Origin of the sequence: Candidatus Poriferisodalis sp., from assembly GCF_965203655.1 — a bacterium.
Lineage (GTDB): Bacteria > Actinomycetota > Acidimicrobiia > Acidimicrobiales > Poriferisodalaceae > Poriferisodalis.
Genome location: NZ_CBDBDD010000009.1, coordinates 387,854 through 407,511 on the forward strand (window position 1 = coordinate 387,854; position 19,658 = coordinate 407,511).

The window sequence follows — 19,658 nt, forward strand, 5'->3', positions numbered from 1 at the left end:
AGCGTGAGTCTGCGTTATGCGTGGGCCTTCCTGACCCGGCTTCCCGGAGGAGCGCACCCTCCGACCGAGCGCGACTTGGGGCGCAGCGTGCCGTGGTTCCCGCTCGTCGGAGCAATCGTGGGTGCCCTGAGCGGAGCGGTGTTCTGGGCTGTGTGGCAGCCGCTGGGCGCCCCGCTCGCGGCGATCCTGGCCGTCGCCACGGGTGTTGTCGTCACCGGTGCTTTCCACGAGGACGGCCTGGCCGACGCGGCAGACGCCCTCGGCGGCACGACGCCTGAGGAGCGCCGCGAGATCATGAAGGACTCCAGGCTGGGGACCTTCGGGACGCTCGCGCTCGTGCTGGCGACCCTGGTGCAGGTCTTCGCCGTCATGCCGCTGGCATCACGCGACGCCGTGATTGCCATGGCCTTGGCACACGGGGTCGGCCGTGCGCTCGCGATTGCCGTGATGGCCTCGACACCGGCGGCCGCTGGCTCAGGTCTGGGTCATTCCTCTACCGCCCATCTGCGGGGTCTGCCGTGCGCGCTCTCGCTACTGATCAGCTACGGCGTTGCGTTTGCACTCGGGCCGGTAGGCGTGTTCGCCGTCGGCGCAGCCACAGGCGGGGCAGCGGTGGTGGGGTTGATCGCCTACCGTCGATTCGGCGGCATGACCGGCGACGTTCTAGGTGCGACAGCGCAGGTCAGCCAGATGGCCGCGCTGGTGGCGGTGTCGCGGCTGCTCGATGACTTCGGCTGGTTGTGGACGTAGAGTCCTGACCGAACAGCCCGCCCTCCGGTCCGAATGAGCAGACTGCGGATGCGCGAACCGACCGAACCATCAGCAGAGGACAGAACGAACCGCGACGGATTCGCTGCGATGGCCATCTTGGCCATGACCATCGTGTTCATCGTCGCGATCATTGTGTTCGCGATTGCCTAGCGCCAAGCCGATACGCCGCGCGAAGTGGCGAGCTGCGGCACAGATTGGCTCCCATGTCGGGCGCTTGAACCCCCGGCAGCCGGTCGACGGCTGTGCTTGAATGACCGACTTGGCAGGCGGCGGTCGCATCAGCCCGCCATCGGGCCTGCCGAGTCCTCAGGGAGGGGAACTACATGACGACCAGTGAACGTGCAGTGACGCGCCAGTCGAGGCGCCGAACGTGGCGGACGGTGGCGGCACTTCTCGCCGTCTTCGCCCTGATTGCCGCCGCATGTGGCGGCGACGACGGTGAGGACGACGGAGCGAGTGCAACCGAACCCGCGCCCACAACCACCGAGGCGGCAGCCCCCGCGACCACGGAAGCGCCTGCCGACGAGCCGATGGCCCCGAGTGGCGATCCGATCAAGGTCATGACTGTCACGACGCTCAACGCAGCGGGTCCGACGTATCACAACATCGCGAACACGGCGATGGCTTACGCCGACTACATCAACGCACGGGGCGGCATCGGCGGCCGGCCGCTGGAGGTCACCGTCTGTGACGAGATGTTCGACCCCGCGGTGGCAGCGGCGTGTGCGCGCGAAGCCGTCGAGGAGAACATGGTCTCAGTCGTCGGCTCGTTTACGTTCTTCGCGGAGAGCATCGTGCCGGTGATCGCCGAATCCGACATCACCTGGTTCGGCCCGTGCTGCCCGATCACGCCGTCTGAGCTGACGAGCCCGCACTCGTTCCCCATCGGCAATCAACCGATGTATGCGGTCGGCATCATCAAGCGAGCCATCGACGACGGCTGCCGTGCGATCAACGCTGTGATCATCGACGGCGCCCAGATCTTCCTCCCGCCGATGGAGAACGCGATAGCAGCCCTCGGCCAGAGCTTCGGCGACATCATCATCCTGCCGCCGACAGCGCAGGACTACTCGTCAGAGGTCGCCCAGGCCACGACCGACGCCGACTGCGTGATCGGCATCGTCTCAGAGACGCCGTACATCACCTGGAACACCGCGTGGACCCAGTCGGGCACCGACGCTCGCCAGTACGGCCCGCAGGGCAACCTGAACGAGATCTCCGCCGCCGGCAACGAAGAGTCCACCGACGGCGACATCATCGGCGGCATGTACCCCGACATCTCCACTGCGCCGTGGGACGAGTACCGGCTGGCCCTCGAAGAAGGCGGCTGGGACACCACCGAGCACGACTACAACAGCCTGGGCGGCATGGGCACGTGGGCGGCGTTCGCTGCCTTCACCCTGATTGCCGAGACCATCGACGGCGAGATCAACGCGACCTCGTTCTTCGAGGCTGCATCGGCCACCGACAACCTCGATCTCGGCGGCATGGTCCCGGTGCTCGACTTCACCCAGGAGTGGACCGATGGTCTCCCGGGATTCCAGCGCCTGTTCAACCGCAGCGTCGTGTTCAGCAAGCTGGAGAACGGCAAGGTCGTGCCGCTGACCACCGAGTTCGAAGACGTCGGCGACCTGGCCACCGGCAACGCCGGCTGACCGTCATCTGAGTACTGGCGCCCGCGCCGGGGTGGCCCGAGTGAGCGATCACCAGCCATCCCGGCGTCGGCGGGAGCCGGCCTAGCGCCGCTGCGACGGGAGAACCATTGGACGAGGTCATCCGCTTCGCTCTGCTGGGATTCGGGGTCGGTGCCTTGTACGCGCTGGCCTCCCAAGGCTTGATCGTCGTCTACCGCGGCACCGGCGTACTGAACTTCTCCCTTGGCGCAACCGCAATCGCGGGCGTGTTTCTGCAGTGGGAACTGCAGAACCGGGCCGGCTGGCCGTTCCTGCTCTCGGCGCTGACAGGCGTCGCGCTGTCAGCGCTGCTCGGTGCCCTGACGCACTGGGTGATCATGCGGCCGCTGCGTCGCGCCAGCACGCTGATCCGCGTCATCGCGACCCTCGGTGTGCTGATCTTGATCCAGGCCGGCGTGGTCATCCGGTACGGCTCCAACGCACGTCAGGTGTCCAGTTGGCTGCCCACCAACCGGGTAACGCTGTGGGGCGAGGTTGCGATCACCGTCGACCGGCTGATCCTGTTCGGAGTGGCGTGCGTGTTCGCCGTGGTGCTGTGGTCGATGTATCGACGCAGCCACTTCGGCCTCGCCACCGAGGCAGTGTCCGAGAGCGAGCGAGCCGCTTCGGCCATCGGCTTGTCGCCGAACGCGATCGCCATCCAGAACTGGGCGCTGGGCTCGGCCATCGCTGCGGTTGCGGGCATCTTGGTGGTGCCCATCATCACGTTGCAGGTCACGGCCATGACATCGCTGGTGCTCGCAGCCTTGGCCGCTGCGCTGGTCGGGGACTTCCGGTCGTTCCCCATCGCCACCGCCGCCGGCCTGGCATTGGGCGTCGGTCAGACCCTTGTGGGCCGCTACGTCGACCAGCAAGGGCTGGGGCCATCGCTGCCCTTCCTGGTGATTGTGGCTGTGCTGGTGTTCAAGGGCCGGTCGCTGCCGCCTCGGGACTACTTCTTGCGCGAGCTGCCGATGATCGGCAACGGACGCATGTCGTGGGACTGGACGATCTTCGGCATCGGCACGGTGGCGTTCCTGATGCTCACCAAGCAGGCCAAGTGGATCGACGCCCTGACCGTCACGATGGGCGTTGCGATCGTGCTGCTGTCGATCGTGCTGCTGACTGGCTACGCGGGCCAGCTCTCGCTGGCGCAGTACACCATCGCGGGGTTCGGCGCGTACGTGTCAGGACGCCTCGTTGCGGTGTTCGACATCCCGTTCCTGTTGGCGCTGGTCGTCGGCGTGCTGGCCGCCGTGCCGCTGGGATTCATCTTCGCCTTGCCGGCTGCACGAACCCGCGGGATCAATCTGGCAATTGTCACGTTAGGACTCGGCACCACCATCGAGCTGATGCTGTTCCGCAACCGCCAATACACCGGCGGCGTGCAAGGCACCCAGGTCGGCAGCCCTGAGCTGTTCGGCCTCGACATCGGCTCCATTCGCTACCCGGAGCGATACGGCCTCTTCGTGCTGGCGATGGCGCTGCTTGCGGTGTGGGTGGTGTCGAACGTGCGTCGTGGGCGCAGCGGCCGGCGTCTGCTCGCCATCCGAACCAACGAGCGGGCCGCGACTGCGCTCGGCATCGACGTGCCCAAGGCGAAGCTGTTCGCCTTCTCGCTCAGCTCTGCAATCGCGGCGCTGGGCGGGATCGTGCTGGCATTCCGGCTGACCTCGGTCAGCTACACGTCGTTCACCAACCTCACCTCGATCCTGTTCGTGGGCCTCGCAATCGTGGGCGGCGTCGGTCACCTGCTCGGTGCGTTCGTGGGCGCCACCATGGCCACCGCAGCCTTCAGCCAGGAAGTGCTCGAATCGACGTGGGATGGGGTGGGCCGCTGGACCCAGCTCATCAGCGGCATCGCCATCTTGCTCATGGTCCTCGGGTACAAGGACGGTGTCGCCGCCGAGTGGGTGAAGATCTTCCGGCTGGTGAAACGGGCGCGCAAGTGGGGCCGCTCATATTTCATCGAGCTGGAAGACGTCTCCGATCCGAACGCCTCTGAGGGCGAACAGTCGAAGGTCCCGGCTCGCGTGCTGAGCATCGAGAACATGACCGTGCGCTACGGGGCCGTCGTGGCGGTCAACGATGTCAGCTTCAACCTCACTCCGGGCACCATCACGGGGCTGATCGGCCCGAACGGCGCCGGCAAGACGTCGCTGATCGACGCCGTGTGCGGCTTCGCGCCGGCGGAGGGTCGCGTGGTGCTCGACGGCGAGGACATCTCGCGCGTGCCGCCCTCCAAACGTGCTCGCATCGGCATCGCACGTTCGTTCCAGACGCTCGAGCTGTTCGAGGATGCGACGGTGTTCGAGAACATCAGCGTGGCCGCGGACCCCCAGGACATGCGGTCGTACCTGCGCGATCTGGTGGCGCCGTCGAGCCCTCCGTTCCCACCTGAGGTCGTGCGGGCGATCATCGAGTTCCAGCTCGACGGCGACCTGCACCGCGACGTGAAGGATCTCTCCTACGGAAAGCACCGGCTGCTGGCGATTGCCCGGGCGGTTGCGATGCACCCGAGCGTGCTGTTGCTCGACGAGCCGGCCGCTGGCCTGAGCACCGCCGAGAGCGAAGAGCTGGCCGAGGTGGTCCGGCGCCTGGCCCAGGACTGGGGCATGGCAGTGCTGGTTGTCGAGCACGACATGAACTTCGTCAACGAGGTGTGCGACGAGGTGGTGGTGCTGGACTTCGGCAACAAGATCGCAGTCGGGAGCCCCGAGCAAATCCGTCTCGACCCAGCGGTTGTGGCCGCCTACCTGGGAACCGAGGCTGACGAGCACGACAGCGAACTTGAACGCCGTACGACGCAAGCTGCGGGAGGCGGCGCATGAGGCCGCTGCTGCAGACGCGAAGCCTCAAGTGCGGGTACCTCAACCGGGCGGTCGTCCAAGGAGTGAACCTGAAGGTCCACCAGGGCGAGGTGGTCTGCCTGCTCGGGCCCAATGGCGCCGGAAAGACCACCACGCTGCTGACCATCGCCGGTGAGCTGACGCCCGTCGACGGCATCGTGATGTTCGGCAACACGCCTACCTTCACGCCCATGTACCAGCGCATCCGGCGAGGGGGAATCGGGCTGGTGACTGAGGAGCGCTTGGTGTTCACCAAGCTGTCGGCTCGCGACAATCTGCGAGTGGGCGGCGGTTCGGTGGAGGCAGCTCTGGAACTGTTCCCCGAGCTCGAGCCTCGGCTGGGAGTGCGCGGCGGCATGCTCTCGGGCGGCGAGCAGCAGATGCTTGCGCTGGCACGGGCGCTCAGCCGTCAGCCGTCGATTCTGCTGGCCGATGAGCTGTCGCTCGGACTGGCGCCGATCATCGTCGATCGGCTGCTGGGAGCGGTCCGCAAGGTGGCCGACACCACGGGCACCGGCGCCTTGATCGTCGAGCAGCATGCCCGCAAGGCGCTGGCCGTGTCTGATCGGATGTACCTGATGGCCCGCGGCCAGATCCTGCTGGAACTGCCGGCTGCCGAAGCCCTCAACCGCCTCGACGAAATCGAAGAGACGTACCTGACCGGCACGTCCGAGACCGAGGAAGACCACATCGAGCGTTTGCGGCGCAAGAACAAGAGGAAGGCTTGGAGGCGCCTGCGGGTGCGCGAGCGTGAGCTGACACGGCTGTCGGGCAAGCTCGCCTCGACCCGCACCGCCGCCGAAGACGACTTCTATTTCGAACGCGAACGACAACGACGACACGCGGCGATGGTCCGCCGAAAGAGGTAATCACCATGGGGTATCGAACAGCTGAGCTGCCCGACGTCGATCTCGACGAGTTTGCGAAGATCCCGTTCTTCGAGCGGATGAAGCTACTGCAGCTGCACTGGGTGGAGCACGGGTTCGGGACGCCCAAGCAGACCGGCACGTTTTATGCGTGGAAGATCTTCCTGTATGCGCTGTTCGGGCTCATCGTGGCCGGAGCGTTCACTGCCGGACTCGAGTTCAACGACATCGGCGGCTGGTGGGACGAGCCGATCCTTTACCAGAAGCTGATGATCTGGACGATCCTGCTCGAGATCACGGGTCTGGCGGCCACCTGCGGCCCGCTGGCGTTCCACTTCGACCCGCCCATCGGCGGGATCCTCTACTGGTGGCAGAACGACACCCTGCGTGTGCCGCCCTACCCCAACCATGTGCCGTTCACCAAGGGCAATCGGCGCACACCGTGGGACACCGGGCTGTACAAGCTGATCCTGGCCAGCCTGATCCTGCTGCTGGTGCTGTCGCCGGAGCAGGTGGACGGGCTGCCCGACGGCCGCACCGGCATCCTGCCGCAGTGGGCGACGCTGATCTACTGCGGATTGATCTTGCTGATGGCCATGCGCGACAAGATCATCTTCCTGTCGTCACGGGCCGAGCAGTACGTGCCCACGCTGCTGTGCTTCTCGCTGTTCAGCAACTTCGTCGACATGATCATCGCCGCCAAGGTCTTCATCGTCATCATCTGGATGGGCGCCGGTTTCTCGAAGCTGCAGCACGGGTTCTCTTCGACGGTTTCGATCATGGTGCAGAACACGCCGTGGGTGGTGTGGGACCGATTTCGCAAAGCGACCGTCAAGGACTATCCCCGCGACATCCGGCCGGCTCGAACGACGCACCTGCTGGCCCATATCGGCGGCACCACTTGCGAGCTCATCATGCCGTTGGTGCTGCTGTTCTCTCCGTGGGGATGGGCGACGTGGATCGCCATCGTGTCCATCTGGATGCTGCACACCTTCATCATCTCGACGTTCCCGCTGGCGGTTCCGCTCGAGTGGAACGTGTTCTTCATCTTCTGCTCAGCGTTCCTGTTCTCGAACTTCCACGCCGGCAACGGCTACGCGGTGTGGGACATGGAGCCGGTGCTGCTGGTCATAGTGCTGGTTGCGGCGCTGTCGCCCATCGTGCTCGGAGCCTTCCGGCCGCAGTACGTGAGCTTCTTGGTGGGCATGAAGCAGTACGCCGGCAACTGGGCGGCGGCGACGTTCTCGCTCCGCAACAAAGAGATCGAAGACCGGATCAACGACAAGATCGTGAAGTCCGCCGACAACCAGATTGACCAGCTCGAGCCGCTGTTCGGCCCTGAGATCTCTGAGATCTTCATTCAGAAGGCGGTGGCGTTCCGCATGATGCACCCGATGGGCCGCATGCACATCTCGGGCCTCATGTGTCACGTGGACGATCTCGACAAGCGCATCCAGCGCGAGGGCGAGTTCTTGAGCAACGTGCTGACGGGGTGGAATTTCGGCGACGGGCACTGTTTGGACGAGCGGCTGATCGCGGCGTGGCAGGAGCGGTGCCAGTACGAGCCCGGCGATGTGATTGCGGTGTTCACCGAGTCGCGGCCGGCATACACCAACCGCGTGCAGTACCGGGTGATCGACGCAGCATTGGGGACTGTCGAGAAGGGCTGGTATCGCCACGACGACGCCTACAACAGCCAGCCGTGGCTGCCTGACGGTCCGATTCCGCACACGGTGACGTGGCGGAAGGAGGGCTATGAGCCTCAGGGCGTGCCGCATCCCGGCAATGCCCGCAAAGTGCCGTCGATCGATCACGACGGGAATTGGCTGATCCCACGCCAGACGGCCGACGGTGTCGTGATGCCCCCAGTCGACTCCGGCTAAGGCAGTGACGACGGCGATTGTCGTCGGCAGCGGGCCGAATGGATTGGCCGCTGCGGTCCACTTGGCCCGGGCCGGTGTCGAGGTGACGGTGCTCGAAGCCGCCGAGACCATTGGCGGCGGCACTCGCAGCGCGGAGATGATCGTGCCGGGCCTGGTGCATGACCAGTGCTCTGCCGTGCACCCGGTGGCCGCGGCGTCGCCGTTCCTGCGCTCGCTTGACCTCGAAAAGCTCGGCCTGCGATGGCGAGCGCCGCTCGTCGATTGCGCGCATCCCCTCGACGACGGTTCTGCCAGCCTCCTCTACCAGTCCATCGACGACACGGCCGACGGGCTCGGCCGCGACGGAGCGCGCTGGCGCCGGCTGTTCACTGCGCTGACTGCTGATCTCGACAGCTTGTTCGAAGACATCACCCAGCCGTTGTTGCGGCTGCCCCGTCACCCGGTGCTGACGGCGCGGTTCGGCGCAGCCGCGATGACCCCCGCCACCGTCATGGGCCGCCTGTGGCGTGACGAGCCCGCTCGGGCTCTGTGGGCGGGCGTCGCTGCCCATGCGTTCTGGCGCCTGGACCGCCCCATGACCAGCGCGGTGGGCCTCATGATCCTGGCAGCGGGACACCAGTACGGCTGGGTCGTCGCCGAAGGCGGTTCGCAGGCGATAGCTGACGCGCTGGTTGCCGATCTGATGGCACACGGCGGACGGGTCGAGACCGGCGTGCGGGTTCACTCGACCACCGAGTTGCCGCCGACCGACCTGCTGCTGCTCGACGTGTCACCGTCGATCGCCGCCGACATCTTGGGTGACCAGTTGCCCGGCCGCGTCGCCCGCGCCTACCGCCGCTTCCGTCACGGTCCCGGCGCGTTCAAGGTCGACTTCGCCATCGAGGGCGACGTGCCGTGGCGGGCACCGGCCGCGGTCGACGCGGGCACGGTGCACCTCGGCGGGGATGCGGCCGAAGTGATCGCCAACGAACTTGCAGTGCACCGCGGCCAGGTGCCAGAGCGACCCTTCGTCCTTGTCGGCCAGCAGTACCGTGCCGATCCAGACCGTTCAGTCGGGAATGTTCACCCACTGTGGACCTACGCCCATGTCCCGCACGGTTACGCCGGCGATGCCACCGAGGCGATCATCGCCCAGATCGAGCGGTTCGCTCCCGGATTCACCGAGCGGGTGGTGGGCACGGCGGTGCGCTCCACCACCGAGATGTCGGTCTACAACCCGAACTTCATCGGCGGCGACATCCTGAGCGGTGCGTCGTCGCCACTCCAGCTGCTGTTCAGGCCCCGACTCGCCCGGGATCCCTACTTCACCGGCATTCCGGGCACCTACTTGTGCTCAGCGTCCACGCCGCCCGGAGCGGGGGCACACGGCCTCTGCGGCCTGAACGCTGCGACCCGAGCGCTGGCTGCGCCGAAAATCCCCCGCCCAACGTGAACTGCCGGGCTGCCTGAGGTGGTCCGGTCCGCCGTCGGCGAACAGAACGACAGGCCGACCAGAACTACAGGTCGAAGACGGTGCGGGCGTTGTCGCCGACGAAGGCCCGCTGCCACTCCGCGGGGAACATGTCGACGAGCTCGTCGAGGTCGAGCACGTACTCCGGCGTGTGGTCGGCGTGGGGGAAGTCGCTGGCCCACATGAACCGGTCATGCCCGTAGCGCTGCGCCAGCGCGGGGATCGAGCGCTCGTCGGGGTCGCAGGAGATCCAAACCTGCCGCATGAAGTACTCGCTGGGCTTCATCTGCAGCGGCACGCGGGTGCCGGTGTAGGTATGCCCGAACACCGCATCGATGCGGTCCAAGCAGTAGCCGAGCCAGCCGCCGCCCGACTCGAGCACCAGCACCTTCAGCTCCGGAAAGCGCTCGAAGACGCCGTAGTCGAACAGCGACACGAACTGGTGGCGCACACCATCCGAAGCGGTCATCGAAGCCGTGAGGCGCAGTTCGCGCACGTGCTCCCACGTCCCCATGCGCGTGCCCTTGGTCCACTGCGGTTCGAAGGTGGGGTGGATGGCGAATGGCACGCCCAAGTCCTGCGCCGCTTCGAATACCGGGTCGTGGTCGGCGTGGCCCAGCGGACGCGTCGAATGCGTGAACGGCGCCACGAAACAGCCGCGCGCCCCGTCAGCCACCGAGCGTCGCAGCTCGGCCGCCGCGGCCACCGGATCGGTCATCGAGATGTGGGCGACGGGAATGAGCCGGTCGGAGTGATCCCGGCAGAACTCGCAGATCCAGCGGTTGTAGGCCCGCGTGTATGCCTGGCTCAGCTCGGCGTCTTCGAGCTCGGCCTCCCACAGCAGCCCCATGGTCGGCAGCAGCACCGCGATGTCGAGGCCTTCGGCATCGAGCAGCTCGATCCGCTGGTGAGGGTCCATGGCCCCGTAGGGGATCTCGCCGACGTAGGTGCGATCCGGGTTGAACATGATGTCGGGCAGGTCGGGTGCGCCCATGGCGCCCAGCGTCGAGACCATGCCGGGACGGGCCAGCTTGCTGCGCTGGTTGTCGATCATGAGCACTTCGAGGCCGCGCTCGGGCTCGATCTCGATGCGCAGCGCCCGGTCCTTGTAGCGATCCTCGAGGTACTCCTCCCACAGGTCGGGCGGCTCAAGGATGTGCCCGTCGGCGTCCACTGCGCCGGCGTGCGCGATCTTGTGCACCTCGTGCATGTGGCGCTGCCCGCCCTCGGCGGTGAGCTGTCGCTGAACGGTCGTCGTCATGTCTTTCCCCGATGTTCGCGGGTTCCCCCGAATCCCGGCTCGTATTCTCGCACGGCGCACGACTTCGCGTCATAGGCGACAATCGCGGCGTCATATTCGACAGCAGGGGAGGAAAGCACGATGAGCGAGAACAGTGGCAACTCCGGGGGACGGCTGGCCGGCAAGGTGGCCGTGGTCACGGGCGGCGCCAGCGGCATGGGACGGTCGACGGTGGAGCGATTCCTGGCCGAGGGCGCCTCGGTGGTGATCGGCGACCTGAACGCCGACACCGGACGGGCATTCATGGACGAGCTGGAGGCGGCGGGCCTGGGGGAGCGCGTGCGCTTCACCCGCACCGATGTGGCGGTGGAGGATGACGTGGCCGCCATGACCGAGCTGGCGGTGGAGGCGTTCGGCCGGCTGGATGTGGTGTTCAACAACGCCGGCATCGGCGGGGCGTTCGGCCCGATCACCGAGCTGGAGGTGGACGCTTGGGACGAGACGTTCGCCATCTTGGTGCGGTCGGTGATGCTTGGCACCAAGCACGCGGCGCGGGTCATGATCCCTCAGGGCACCGGCGGCTCGATCATCAACACCGGGTCGATTGCTGGAATGGGCGGGGGCGCCGGCCCGCAGGCGTACTCGGCGGCGAAGGCTGCGGTCATCAGCCTGGCCAAGACCACGGCGCTGGAACTGGCGCCGCACCGCATTCGCGTGAACGCCATCTGCCCGGGCCTCATCTTCACGCCATTGATGCACAGCGGCAACGAGGAACAGGCCGAAGAGATCATGTCGGAACTGCAGCCGTGGCCCGACCGCGGCGAAGGCACTGACATCGCCGGCATGGCGCTCTTCTTGGCGAGCGACGACAGCAAGTTCGTGAGCGGCCAAGAGCTGGTGGTGGACGGGGCGATACTGGCGGCCGGGCCTCGCGTTCACGGCAGGATGCACAACACCCGCAACATCCACCGCATGTCCGGCATGGCCTACGGCACCACCGGCAAGGCCGCCACTGTCCGCCGCCTTTAGTCGCGCCGGAGGGGCACGTCGCCCCTGGTGCGGGCGCACTGGCCGACGCGGCGATTAGCCGGGAACGTTGTCGCTGAGCTCGTCGCGGAAGTCGGGGTGGGCGATCGAGATGAGCAGCTCGGCCCGCTCGCCCAACGAGCGGCCTCGCAGTTCCACGGCGCCGAATTCGGTCGCAACGATGTCCGCGGTGTAGGACGGCAGCGTTGTCGGGGCGCCCGGCTCGAGTCGGGTCACAATGCGCGAGATGCGCCCGCCGGCGGCAGTGGACGGCATCGCCACGATCGCCCGGCCGCCGGTCGCCACGCAGGCGCCGAATGCAAAGTCGGGTGCTCCGCCGGGTCCGGAGATGTAGCGGCCGCCGATCACCTCCGAGTTGGCCGAACCGTCGAGCGCCATCTGCACGGTCGACTGCAGCGCCACGAAGTTGCGAATCTGCGCGATGCCTTCGATGCCGTGACTCAGCGAACCGTTCGTGAGATGCACCGCTGGGTTGCGGTCGACCCAGTCATACAGACGCCGTGTTCCCATCACCTCGGCGGCGACGCTCACGCCGTCGCCCAGCGGACCCTTGTGACGGTTGTCCACTGCGCCGCTGTCGATGAGGTCGATGCAGGCGTCGTTGATCATGCCGCCGTGCAGGCCGAGGTGACGGCGGTCGGCGAGGCTGGACAGCACCGCGTCGGGGATCGAGCCGATCCCGAACTGCAGCGTCGTGCCGTCGCCGATGAACTGCCCGACGTGGGTTGCGATTGCCCGGGCGGTGTCGTCGATGACGGCCGGTGCCAAGGTCGCGAGCGGCTCATCAATCTCGACCAGCGCATCGAAGTCCGCGCGGTGACACTCGCCCTCGCCGTGCACGTAGGGCATCTGGGGGTTCACCTGCGCGATGACCAGCGGGGTGGACCGCAGGAGGTCCACGTGGCCGCCGACGCCCGTGCCGAGGGTCATGCGGCCGTCGGCGTCGGGCGGGCTGGCCTGGCACAGCAGGACATCGGACTCCAGCCCGCCGCCGGGTCCCACGAGGCCGCAGATGTCCGAATAGCGGGCCGGCACGACGCCGAAATGCGGGCTGTCGAGGGCGTCGCGGAGAGCCCCGCTCGGCTGCAGCGAGGTCCAGCGGAACGGATTGCCGAGGTGATCGATCGGCTGCGGCCGATCGAGCAGGAACGCGCTCACGAACTCGAGCCCGTCGAAGCGATCGTGAGCGGCGTCGATGGCAGCGAGCAAGCCGAACGGCGTGGCCGAGCCCTGCGCGACATAGACGCGTGCCCGGCGCCCGATGCGCCCGAGAGCCTCGTCGACACCGAGCTGGACACCCGCACGATCGCCTCGGCGTGCGGAGGGACGGTCTGGATTCATGGCGGCAGCCCTTCCCGGCACTCAGTGGCCCTGTGCCCGACGGGTTGGCGAACTGTACGACGGCTCGGTGCGCCACCGCGGAGCCCGCTGTCCGCCCCCCGGGATGTGCGAGGTGTGCGAGTGGCAAGATTCGGGCCATGACCTCAGCCGTGATCGATCTCGACATCGTGCCCCCATCGGAGTTGGCACACGAACTCATGCCAGAGGTGGCCGACGCTGCGGTGGGTGCGGCAGACCAGGTGGTGGTGGACCGGGCGGCGGCATGGGCCAGTTCGGCCGTCGCGCCGAACGCCGAATCGTGGGAGCGCGAACGGCGCTTCGCTGCCGAGGCGTTCGCGAGTGCCGGCGAAGAGAACTTGTGCGGGCTGCTCGTGCCTGTTGCCGACGGCGGCTCGGGGCTGAGTCAGGTCGGCTTGGCGCGGGTGCTCGAAGAGGTGGCCGCGGTCGACTTCGCCATCGCCTTCGTGTTGGTCTGCCACAACAACCTGGCCGGTGCGGTGAGCAGGCGCGCCCCTGCCGAGATGCGCGAGCGGGCATTGGGGCCGCTGGTTTCGGGCGAACGGTTGGGCGCATTCCTGCTGACGGAGCCGGGCGTCGGCAGCGATGCCGCCAAGATCACCACGTCGGCACATCGAGACGGCGACGAGTGGGTCATCGACGGCCGCAAGGCGTGGGTCAGCAACGGCACCGCAGCCGACGTGCTGTCGGTGTACGCGCAGGCCGATCCCGAGGCCGGACATCGGGGCATCATGACGTTTCTCGTCGACGGCAGTGCCGACGGCATCGAACGAACTGACGGCTACGAGCTCATCGGCGCCCATGGCATCGGCACCAATGAGATCCGCTTCGACGAGTGCCGGGTGCCTGACGCCGATGTGATGGTGCCGCTCGGCGAGGGATTTGTCGCGGCCATGGAGGGCATCGACATCGCCCGAGTGCTCGTCGCCGCCATGTGCTGCGGCATGATGCGCACCGGCCTCGCAACCGCCATCGACTACGTCCGCAAGCGGCAGGCGTTCGGCGGCCGCATCGCCGACCTGCAAGGAGTGCGGTTCAAGCTGGCCGACGTGGCGACCGACCTCGAGGCCGCCCGCTTGCTGGCCTACCGAGCGGCGCTGGCGGTTGCCGAGGGCCGCCCAGCGGCAGTCCACGCAGCACACGCCAAGAAGTTCGCCACCCGTGTCGCCGAGAGGGGCCTGGCGGACTGCATGCAGGTGATGGGTGCGGCGGGCGGCCGGCGCGACCATCCGCTGCCCCGCCACCTTGCCGCCTCACGACTGACTCACTACGTCGACGGAGCCACCGAGATCCAGGACGTGGTCATCAGCAGGGCGTTGCTCGACTGAGCGCACCATGGCCGGGCTCGTGCTGGTGGGGTCCCGGCGCCGGGCTCAGACGTTGCGCCGGTCTCCGAGCCAGTCGACGATGGCCTCAGCAACGTGGCGTTCGGGAGCCTCGCCATTGGTCTCGGCCCTGGTGAGAGCCGCCCATTCCAGGTCGAGTCCGGACCTGCCGCAGCGCACTGAGGACAGCCGACCCGAATCCAGCCAGGGCGACATCGCCCACTTGCTGAGTATGGAGACCCCGAAGTCGGCGGCGACCATCTCGGCGATCGCGCCCGTTTGCTCGAGCACGGTGATCGTGCGGGGTGACACTCCGGCAGGCCGCAGGAACCGTTCGTATTCGAAGCCCGGCGAGGGCTGGCGGCTGTAGGTGAAGTAGTTCTCGTCGGCCATCGATTCGGGGCCGATCCAGGTTCGGTTCGCGAGTCGGTGCTCAGGGTGCGTGATCAGCACCAGCTCGTCGGTGAACAGATGCTGGGCGTCGCAGGACCCATGTGCGGGCCCCGGGGCGAGCACGAGATCAGCGGTGCCGTCAGCGAGCCGCTGGACCGGGGCGTCACCCACGACCACCAGTTCGAGCAGCAGTCCCTCCAGCCGCTCGGCAGACGCTGCCGCGAACGGCGCCAGCCAGTGGTAGCAGTCATAGGAGCCGACACCGATGCGCACCGTGGCCGTCGTCCCGCCCACGCTGCGCATGAAGTCGGTCTCGGCGCGAGCCAGATCCGGCATCGCACGGTGTGCTGCTTGGCACAGTGCCAGCGCAGCGGGTGTCGGCTGCATGCCGCGAGAGGGCCTGCGCTCAAACAATCGACCGCCAAGCCGCCGCTCTGCTTCGGCGAGCCGATGGCTCACGGCCGACTGGCTCACATGAAGCCGACCGGCAGCCGCCGTGACCGAGCCCGTTTCCGAGACCGCCACAATGGTCTCGTAGTGGTGCATTTCCAAACGTGAAGACATGGCTACGGCATCGCCGACATTTGATCTAATTCATTTCCCAATGTAGGCAAGAAGTGCAAGAGAGTATGTGCATTCAGCGGGAATGACAACTGAGCCGGTTTTCTCGTGAAGAGCCGCCAAGAATCGTTGAAAGATAGAACATAAAGTTCTCAATTTCCTTGATCTAGATATCCAGAAATGTTCATAATAGATACGTTCGAATCTCGTAGCGCCTACATTCAGTCGGCTACGGGAAGAGCGGTGCTCAGCGACGCATCGCCGTACCCGCTGGATCCCAGAGGCAGCCGTCGATGAGGTGTGCCGTGCGCCGCTCGCCTACGATTTCGATCCCGAAATCGGTCCCCTCATTTGCGAGTTCGACTGGCACGTAACCCATGGCGACCGACATGTCGCTGAAGTGGGCATAGCCGCCGGAAGTCACCCAGCCGACCGGTTCGTCATTGCAGTAGATCGGTTCATCGGCAAGTGCATCGAATCCGGTGCGATCCGCCGGTCCGGGCACGGTCCACGTGCGCAACGTCATCGAATCGGGCGGCAGGTCTCTCCCCGGATCTGGACCCCGAGGCCCGTACTTGGCGACAAGGGCTGAGCGACCCACAAAGTCCGACCCGTCGTCGCTGGCTCTGGCCATTCGCACGAAACGGCCCAGACTCGCCTCGAACGGGTCGTAGACGGGCCGGTACTCGCGTGCCCAGCTGCCGAAGCTCTTGTCCAAGCGCAGAGAGTCCAACGCATGCAATCCGAACAGCCGCAGGCCGTGCGCTGCGCCGTGGGCGACGAGCAGCTCGAACACATAGCGAAGCTGGCCTGCATCGAGCCACAGCTCGTAACCGAGATCGCCCGTGTAGCTGAGCCGGCTGCACCACGCCCGGGCCCAGCCGACGTCGATCGCCGTGAAGCTGCCGAAGCACATCGCCGCGTTGCTGACATCTGCGTCGGTGACCTCAGCGAGCAGCGCCCTCGACTCCGGCCCGGCAATGGCCACGCCGCACAGCGCAGCGCCGAGTGTGCGATACCGCACGGGTTCCCGCGGCGCCGCTCCATGCGGCGCTGTGCTCGATGACGCCGCTCCATGCTGCGCTGTGTCCTCCCAGCGAGCGAGATGTGTGTCGAACCAGCGCTCGTAGTAACGCTCGGCGATGCCCGAGCCGAAGATGATGAAGCGCTCGTTGGTCGCGGCGTTGGCGGTGGCGCCGCCGGTCACCGTGTGCACCGGCCCGTCGGCAGTGCCCGTCGCCGTCGGCAGGCAGGCGATCGTCAGATCTCCGGTGAGGTTGCCTTGCTCATTGCACATCGGCGCGAGCGCGATCCGCCCCGGTCCCGGCAACCTGCCTGCGGTGAGATGCGTGAGCCAGGCCCGCGCCCCCGGTCCTTCCACCAGGAACTTGGCGAAGCCCGATGTCTCTATGAGGCCGACGGCGTTGCGGACGGCGAGCACTTCTTCGCGCACATGGGGCCATGCGTTGGAGCGACCGAACGTGACGTCCTCGACGGTCCCGGGCTCTGGAGCAAACCAGAGCGGCACTTCGAGTCCGTAGGCATCCCCGAAGACGGCACCCGCCGCACGCTGCGGTTCGTAGATGGAGGTCGTGGTCAGCGGCCGGCCTTCGGGCAGGAACTCGTTGGGGAAGCTGATGCTGAAGCGCCGCCGGTAGTTCTCTCGCACCTTGGTGGCCGTGTAGGCCCGGGTCGCCCAGTCGCCGAATCTGGCGATGTCCATGGCCCACACGTCGAATCCGGGATCGCCGCTGGTCATCCAGTTCGACAGGGCGAGCCCGACACCCCCGCCTTGGGACAATCCCGCCATCACCCCGCAAGCCGACCACAGGCCCGGCAGCCCGCGGATGGGGCCGACGAGAGGGTTGCCGTCTGGGGCGAACGTAAACGGCCCGTTGACCACCCGGGCGATGCCGGCGTCGGCCAGCACGGGAAAGTGCCTGAACGCGGTGTCCAACGACGGTGCGATCCGCTCCAGATCGGGCGTTAGCAGGCGCTTGTCGAAATCCCATGGCGTCTGCTGGCGCTGCCACGCCACGGCTGCCTGCTCGTAGGTGCCGACCAGCAGACCCTGACCCTCTTGGCGTGTGTAGATCTCGCCGCCGAAGTCGATGGAACCCATCAGCTCGGCGCCGGAGCGCTCGTTGTGGGCGACGATCTCGTCAATGGGCTCGGTGATGACGTAGGTGTGCTCCATCGCCAGCACCGGCAGCTCGAGCCCGACCATGCGGCCCACCTCGCGTGCCCACAGCCCTCCTGCGTTGACGACGTGGGTTGCTTCCAGCCAGTCGTCGATCTCGCCGGCTGTATCTGATGAGCCGGCGAGATTGCCCCCGGAGGTGTCGTACAGCCCGATGCGCCATGCTTGGCCGTCGGGCGTCCGCTCGATGCGGCGCGCCCACGTGTGACGACGGACCTGCGCACCGGCAGCCATCGCCGCCTTGGCGTACGCGTAGGTCACGCCGGTCGGATCGACGTGGCCATGCTCGTAGTCGTACATCGCTCCGGCGAATTGGCTGGGATCGATGATCGGCATGAGCCGGGCGGCTTCGTCGGCGGAGATCATCTCGGACGTGATGCCGAGGTACTTGCCGCGTGCGTCGGTCATCCGCAGCCAGTCGAGGCGCTCGGCCGTGTCGGCCAGGAAGACCGCGCCGGTGAGGTGGATGCCGCAGTCCTGGCCTGAGAGCTCTTCGATCTCGCGATACAGCTCGATCGTGTACTTCTGCAGCTTGGCGACCGTGGGGTCGGAGTTGATCGGATGCATGCCGCCGGCGGCATGCCACGTCGAGCCCGCGGTGAGCTCGGAGCGTTCGAGCAGCACCACATCGGTCCAGCCGGCGCGGGTCAGGTGAAACAGCACCGAAGCGCCCACGACGCCGCCGCCGATCACGACGGCCTGTACCCGTTCAGTCACGAATGCGAAGTCTGGCCCGACAGTGCAGGTTCGGCGACCTCGATGGCCGGCGGCAGGGGATTCGGCTCGCTGCCGTAAAGGTCGGCGCCTCCGGGACGGTCGCCCGCCGGCACCTTCAGGTCGGCGGCGGAAGGGAGCGTCATCAGGTCGGCGGTCATCTTGTGGAAGCGGTTGAGCGGTTCCTCGAAGCGGGGGGCCAGCGGCCCCGGCGGCGCGCCGCCGAGCGAGATGCCGCGCTGGGCGCGCTCGCAGATGTCGATGTCCTCGTCGTTCACCTCGATCCAGAAGCGGCGTGTGATCTCGAATGACTCCCGCAGCTCGGCCGAAGGCTCACTCGCGGTCAGCGGGCCTGGGGGGAACAGGAATGTGCATTGTTCGAGGGTGCGGCCCGCGGCGAGTGGCTGCAGCACCATCAAGAACATGTGGCTTGGCAGCACCGCGAGCGTCACGTTGGGGAACAGCGCCACGAACCTGCCGCTTGCGGCATCAGAATCGTCGAGTCCGGCTGCTGCCGGCAGCGTCAGCCAGTCGTCACGCTCGTCGCCAGACACCGGTGTGGTGGTCTGGCCGCAGTACATGCCCGGACCCTGGTAGCGGTAGTGGTCGGGCACTCGGGACACCTTGGCCAGCTCCGGGTGCACCCAGGGAAGGTGGTAGTACTCCGCGAAGTTCTCCACGATGAGCTTCCAGTTGGCCGCCACGTCAAACGTGCGTGCTGCCCCGTCGAGTCCGGTCGAGCGCCACTCGGAGAACTCGTAAGCCGCCAACCTGTCCGGCAGATCGCCGAGCCACTCCTTGAGCGGCGGCGTGTCGTCGTCGAGACAGACGAACACGAGTGGGCCCCAGGCCTCGGTGCGCACGGGAATCAGCCCGTAGTCGGCCATGTCGAAGTCGTCTCTGGGCACTTCGTCGAATAGGGGTGCTGCTACGAGCCGCCCGTCAGCGCTGTAATGCCACCGGTGGTACGGGCAGCGGATCGTGTTAGCGATGTCGCAATCGCGTTCGGCCAGCTCGGTGCCCCGGTGGCGGCAGGAATTCAGAAAGCCATGCAGCCCGGCGTCTGATCGGGTCAGCAGCACCGAACGTCCGCCCACCGAGCGCACGAGCAGCCGGCCCGGCCGAGTCACTTCTTCAGCCAAAGCCACCGCAACCCACGCCCGGCCGAACAGTCGCTCCTGCTCAGCAGCGAAATAGTCCTCGTCGGCGTACACCGCAGGCTGCATGGCGAAGGATGCGTCGACGGCGTTGCGTTGGGGAGCCCAGAACCCAGCCTCCGGTTGTGTCCAGTCAGCTACCGGCTGTATCCCGTCTGCCGCCATGTCGC

The 19,658-nt window shown here is 66.9% G+C and carries 14 protein-coding genes; 9 read left to right on the plus strand and 5 right to left on the minus strand.

All coding sequences use genetic code 11. The annotated features are described in order from the left end of the window. Positions 1-3: 3 nt before the first annotated feature. The 7 genes from cobS to ACOGW9_RS13190 all read left to right on the plus strand — a co-directional run bounded on the left by cobS (position 4) and on the right by ACOGW9_RS13190 (position 9,474). A complete protein-coding gene (cobS, locus tag ACOGW9_RS13160; RefSeq protein WP_419911963.1) occupies positions 4-750 on the plus strand; it encodes an adenosylcobinamide-GDP ribazoletransferase in 747 nt (248 codons plus the stop codon). Positions 751-798: 48 nt separating this feature from the next. Beyond that, positions 799-921 carry a hypothetical protein gene (locus ACOGW9_RS13165; protein ID WP_419855521.1) on the plus strand — a complete coding sequence of 41 codons (123 nt, stop codon included), beginning with the start codon at positions 799-801 and terminating at the stop codon, positions 919-921. 173 nt (positions 922-1,094) lie between these two features. Continuing rightward, the gene (locus ACOGW9_RS13170) at positions 1,095-2,426 is read left to right on the plus strand and encodes an ABC transporter substrate-binding protein (RefSeq protein WP_419911965.1); all 1,332 of its coding nucleotides are present in this window, start codon (positions 1,095-1,097) and stop codon (positions 2,424-2,426) included. A gap of 107 nt (positions 2,427-2,533) precedes the next feature. Then, on the plus strand, positions 2,534-5,275 hold the full coding sequence (locus ACOGW9_RS13175) for an ABC transporter permease subunit (protein ID WP_419911967.1): 2,742 nt from the start codon (positions 2,534-2,536) through the stop codon (positions 5,273-5,275). Continuing rightward, positions 5,272-6,162 (plus strand): ABC transporter ATP-binding protein, encoded by an 891-nt coding sequence (locus ACOGW9_RS13180; RefSeq protein WP_419855524.1) that lies wholly within the window; start codon positions 5,272-5,274, stop codon positions 6,160-6,162. The genes ACOGW9_RS13175 and ACOGW9_RS13180 overlap by 4 nt, the downstream gene beginning before the upstream one ends. A 5-nt stretch (positions 6,163-6,167) precedes the next feature. Then, positions 6,168-8,042, plus strand: coding sequence for a DUF3556 domain-containing protein (locus tag ACOGW9_RS13185; RefSeq protein ID WP_419911969.1), 1,875 nt, complete (start codon positions 6,168-6,170; stop codon positions 8,040-8,042). 4 nt (positions 8,043-8,046) lie between these two features. Beyond that, on the plus strand, positions 8,047-9,474 hold the full coding sequence (locus ACOGW9_RS13190; RefSeq protein WP_419911971.1) for a phytoene desaturase family protein: 1,428 nt from the start codon (positions 8,047-8,049) through the stop codon (positions 9,472-9,474). 64 nt (positions 9,475-9,538) lie between these two features. Here the strand turns inward: ACOGW9_RS13190 and ACOGW9_RS13195 are convergent, their stop codons facing one another. Beyond that, positions 9,539-10,753, minus strand: coding sequence for an amidohydrolase family protein (locus ACOGW9_RS13195; protein ID WP_419911973.1), 1,215 nt, complete (start codon positions 10,751-10,753; stop codon positions 9,539-9,541). Between the two features lie 120 nt (positions 10,754-10,873). Here ACOGW9_RS13195 and ACOGW9_RS13200 point away from each other — a divergent pair, with 120 nt between their 5' ends. Further along, positions 10,874-11,761: an SDR family NAD(P)-dependent oxidoreductase gene (locus tag ACOGW9_RS13200; RefSeq protein WP_419911975.1), complete on the plus strand. Its 888-nt coding sequence runs from the start codon at positions 10,874-10,876 to the stop codon at positions 11,759-11,761. A 54-nt stretch (positions 11,762-11,815) separates the two neighbouring features. Here the strand turns inward: ACOGW9_RS13200 and ACOGW9_RS13205 are convergent, their stop codons facing one another. After that, positions 11,816-13,120 carry an acetyl-CoA hydrolase/transferase family protein gene (locus tag ACOGW9_RS13205; protein ID WP_419911977.1) on the minus strand — a complete coding sequence of 435 codons (1,305 nt, stop codon included), beginning with the start codon at positions 13,118-13,120 and terminating at the stop codon, positions 11,816-11,818. Positions 13,121-13,257: 137 nt separating this feature from the next. On the opposite strand from ACOGW9_RS13205, the gene ACOGW9_RS13210 reads away from it, so the two are divergent. Then, positions 13,258-14,466, plus strand: a complete 1,209-nt coding sequence (locus tag ACOGW9_RS13210) for an acyl-CoA dehydrogenase family protein (protein WP_419911979.1) — start codon at positions 13,258-13,260, stop codon at positions 14,464-14,466. Between the two features lie 45 nt (positions 14,467-14,511). On the opposite strand, the gene ACOGW9_RS13215 is transcribed toward ACOGW9_RS13210, so the two are convergent. The 3 genes from ACOGW9_RS13215 to ACOGW9_RS13225 form a co-directional block, all read right to left on the minus strand. Beyond that, on the minus strand, positions 14,512-15,420 hold the full coding sequence (locus ACOGW9_RS13215) for a LysR family transcriptional regulator (RefSeq protein WP_419911981.1): 909 nt from the start codon (positions 15,418-15,420) through the stop codon (positions 14,512-14,514). 244 nt (positions 15,421-15,664) lie between these two features. Continuing rightward, on the minus strand, positions 15,665-18,334 hold the full coding sequence (locus ACOGW9_RS13220) for a GcvT family protein (protein WP_419911983.1): 2,670 nt from the start codon (positions 18,332-18,334) through the stop codon (positions 15,665-15,667). Next, entirely contained in the window at positions 18,331-19,653 is a 1,323-nt protein-coding gene (locus tag ACOGW9_RS13225; RefSeq protein WP_419911985.1) for an aromatic ring-hydroxylating oxygenase subunit alpha, read from the minus strand. Before ACOGW9_RS13225 ends, ACOGW9_RS13220 begins: the two co-directional genes overlap by 4 nt. Positions 19,654-19,658: the final 5 nt, after the last annotated feature.

Coding starts and splice junctions, on each gene's coding strand:
- ACOGW9_RS13165 (WP_419855521.1), top strand. CDS start 799: ATGCGCGAACCGACCGAACCATCAGCAGAGGACAGAACGAACCGCGAC.
- ACOGW9_RS13170 (WP_419911965.1), top strand. CDS start 1,095: ATGACGACCAGTGAACGTGCAGTGACGCGCCAGTCGAGGCGCCGAACG.
- ACOGW9_RS13180 (WP_419855524.1), top strand. CDS start 5,272: ATGAGGCCGCTGCTGCAGACGCGAAGCCTCAAGTGCGGGTACCTCAAC.
- ACOGW9_RS13185 (WP_419911969.1), top strand. CDS start 6,168: ATGGGGTATCGAACAGCTGAGCTGCCCGACGTCGATCTCGACGAGTTT.
- ACOGW9_RS13195 (WP_419911973.1), bottom strand. CDS start 10,753: ATGACGACGACCGTTCAGCGACAGCTCACCGCCGAGGGCGGGCAGCGC.
- ACOGW9_RS13200 (WP_419911975.1), top strand. CDS start 10,874: ATGAGCGAGAACAGTGGCAACTCCGGGGGACGGCTGGCCGGCAAGGTG.
- ACOGW9_RS13205 (WP_419911977.1), bottom strand. CDS start 13,120: ATGAATCCAGACCGTCCCTCCGCACGCCGAGGCGATCGTGCGGGTGTC.
- ACOGW9_RS13210 (WP_419911979.1), top strand. CDS start 13,258: ATGACCTCAGCCGTGATCGATCTCGACATCGTGCCCCCATCGGAGTTG.
- ACOGW9_RS13215 (WP_419911981.1), bottom strand. CDS start 15,420: ATGTCTTCACGTTTGGAAATGCACCACTACGAGACCATTGTGGCGGTC.
- ACOGW9_RS13225 (WP_419911985.1), bottom strand. CDS start 19,653: ATGGCGGCAGACGGGATACAGCCGGTAGCTGACTGGACACAACCGGAG.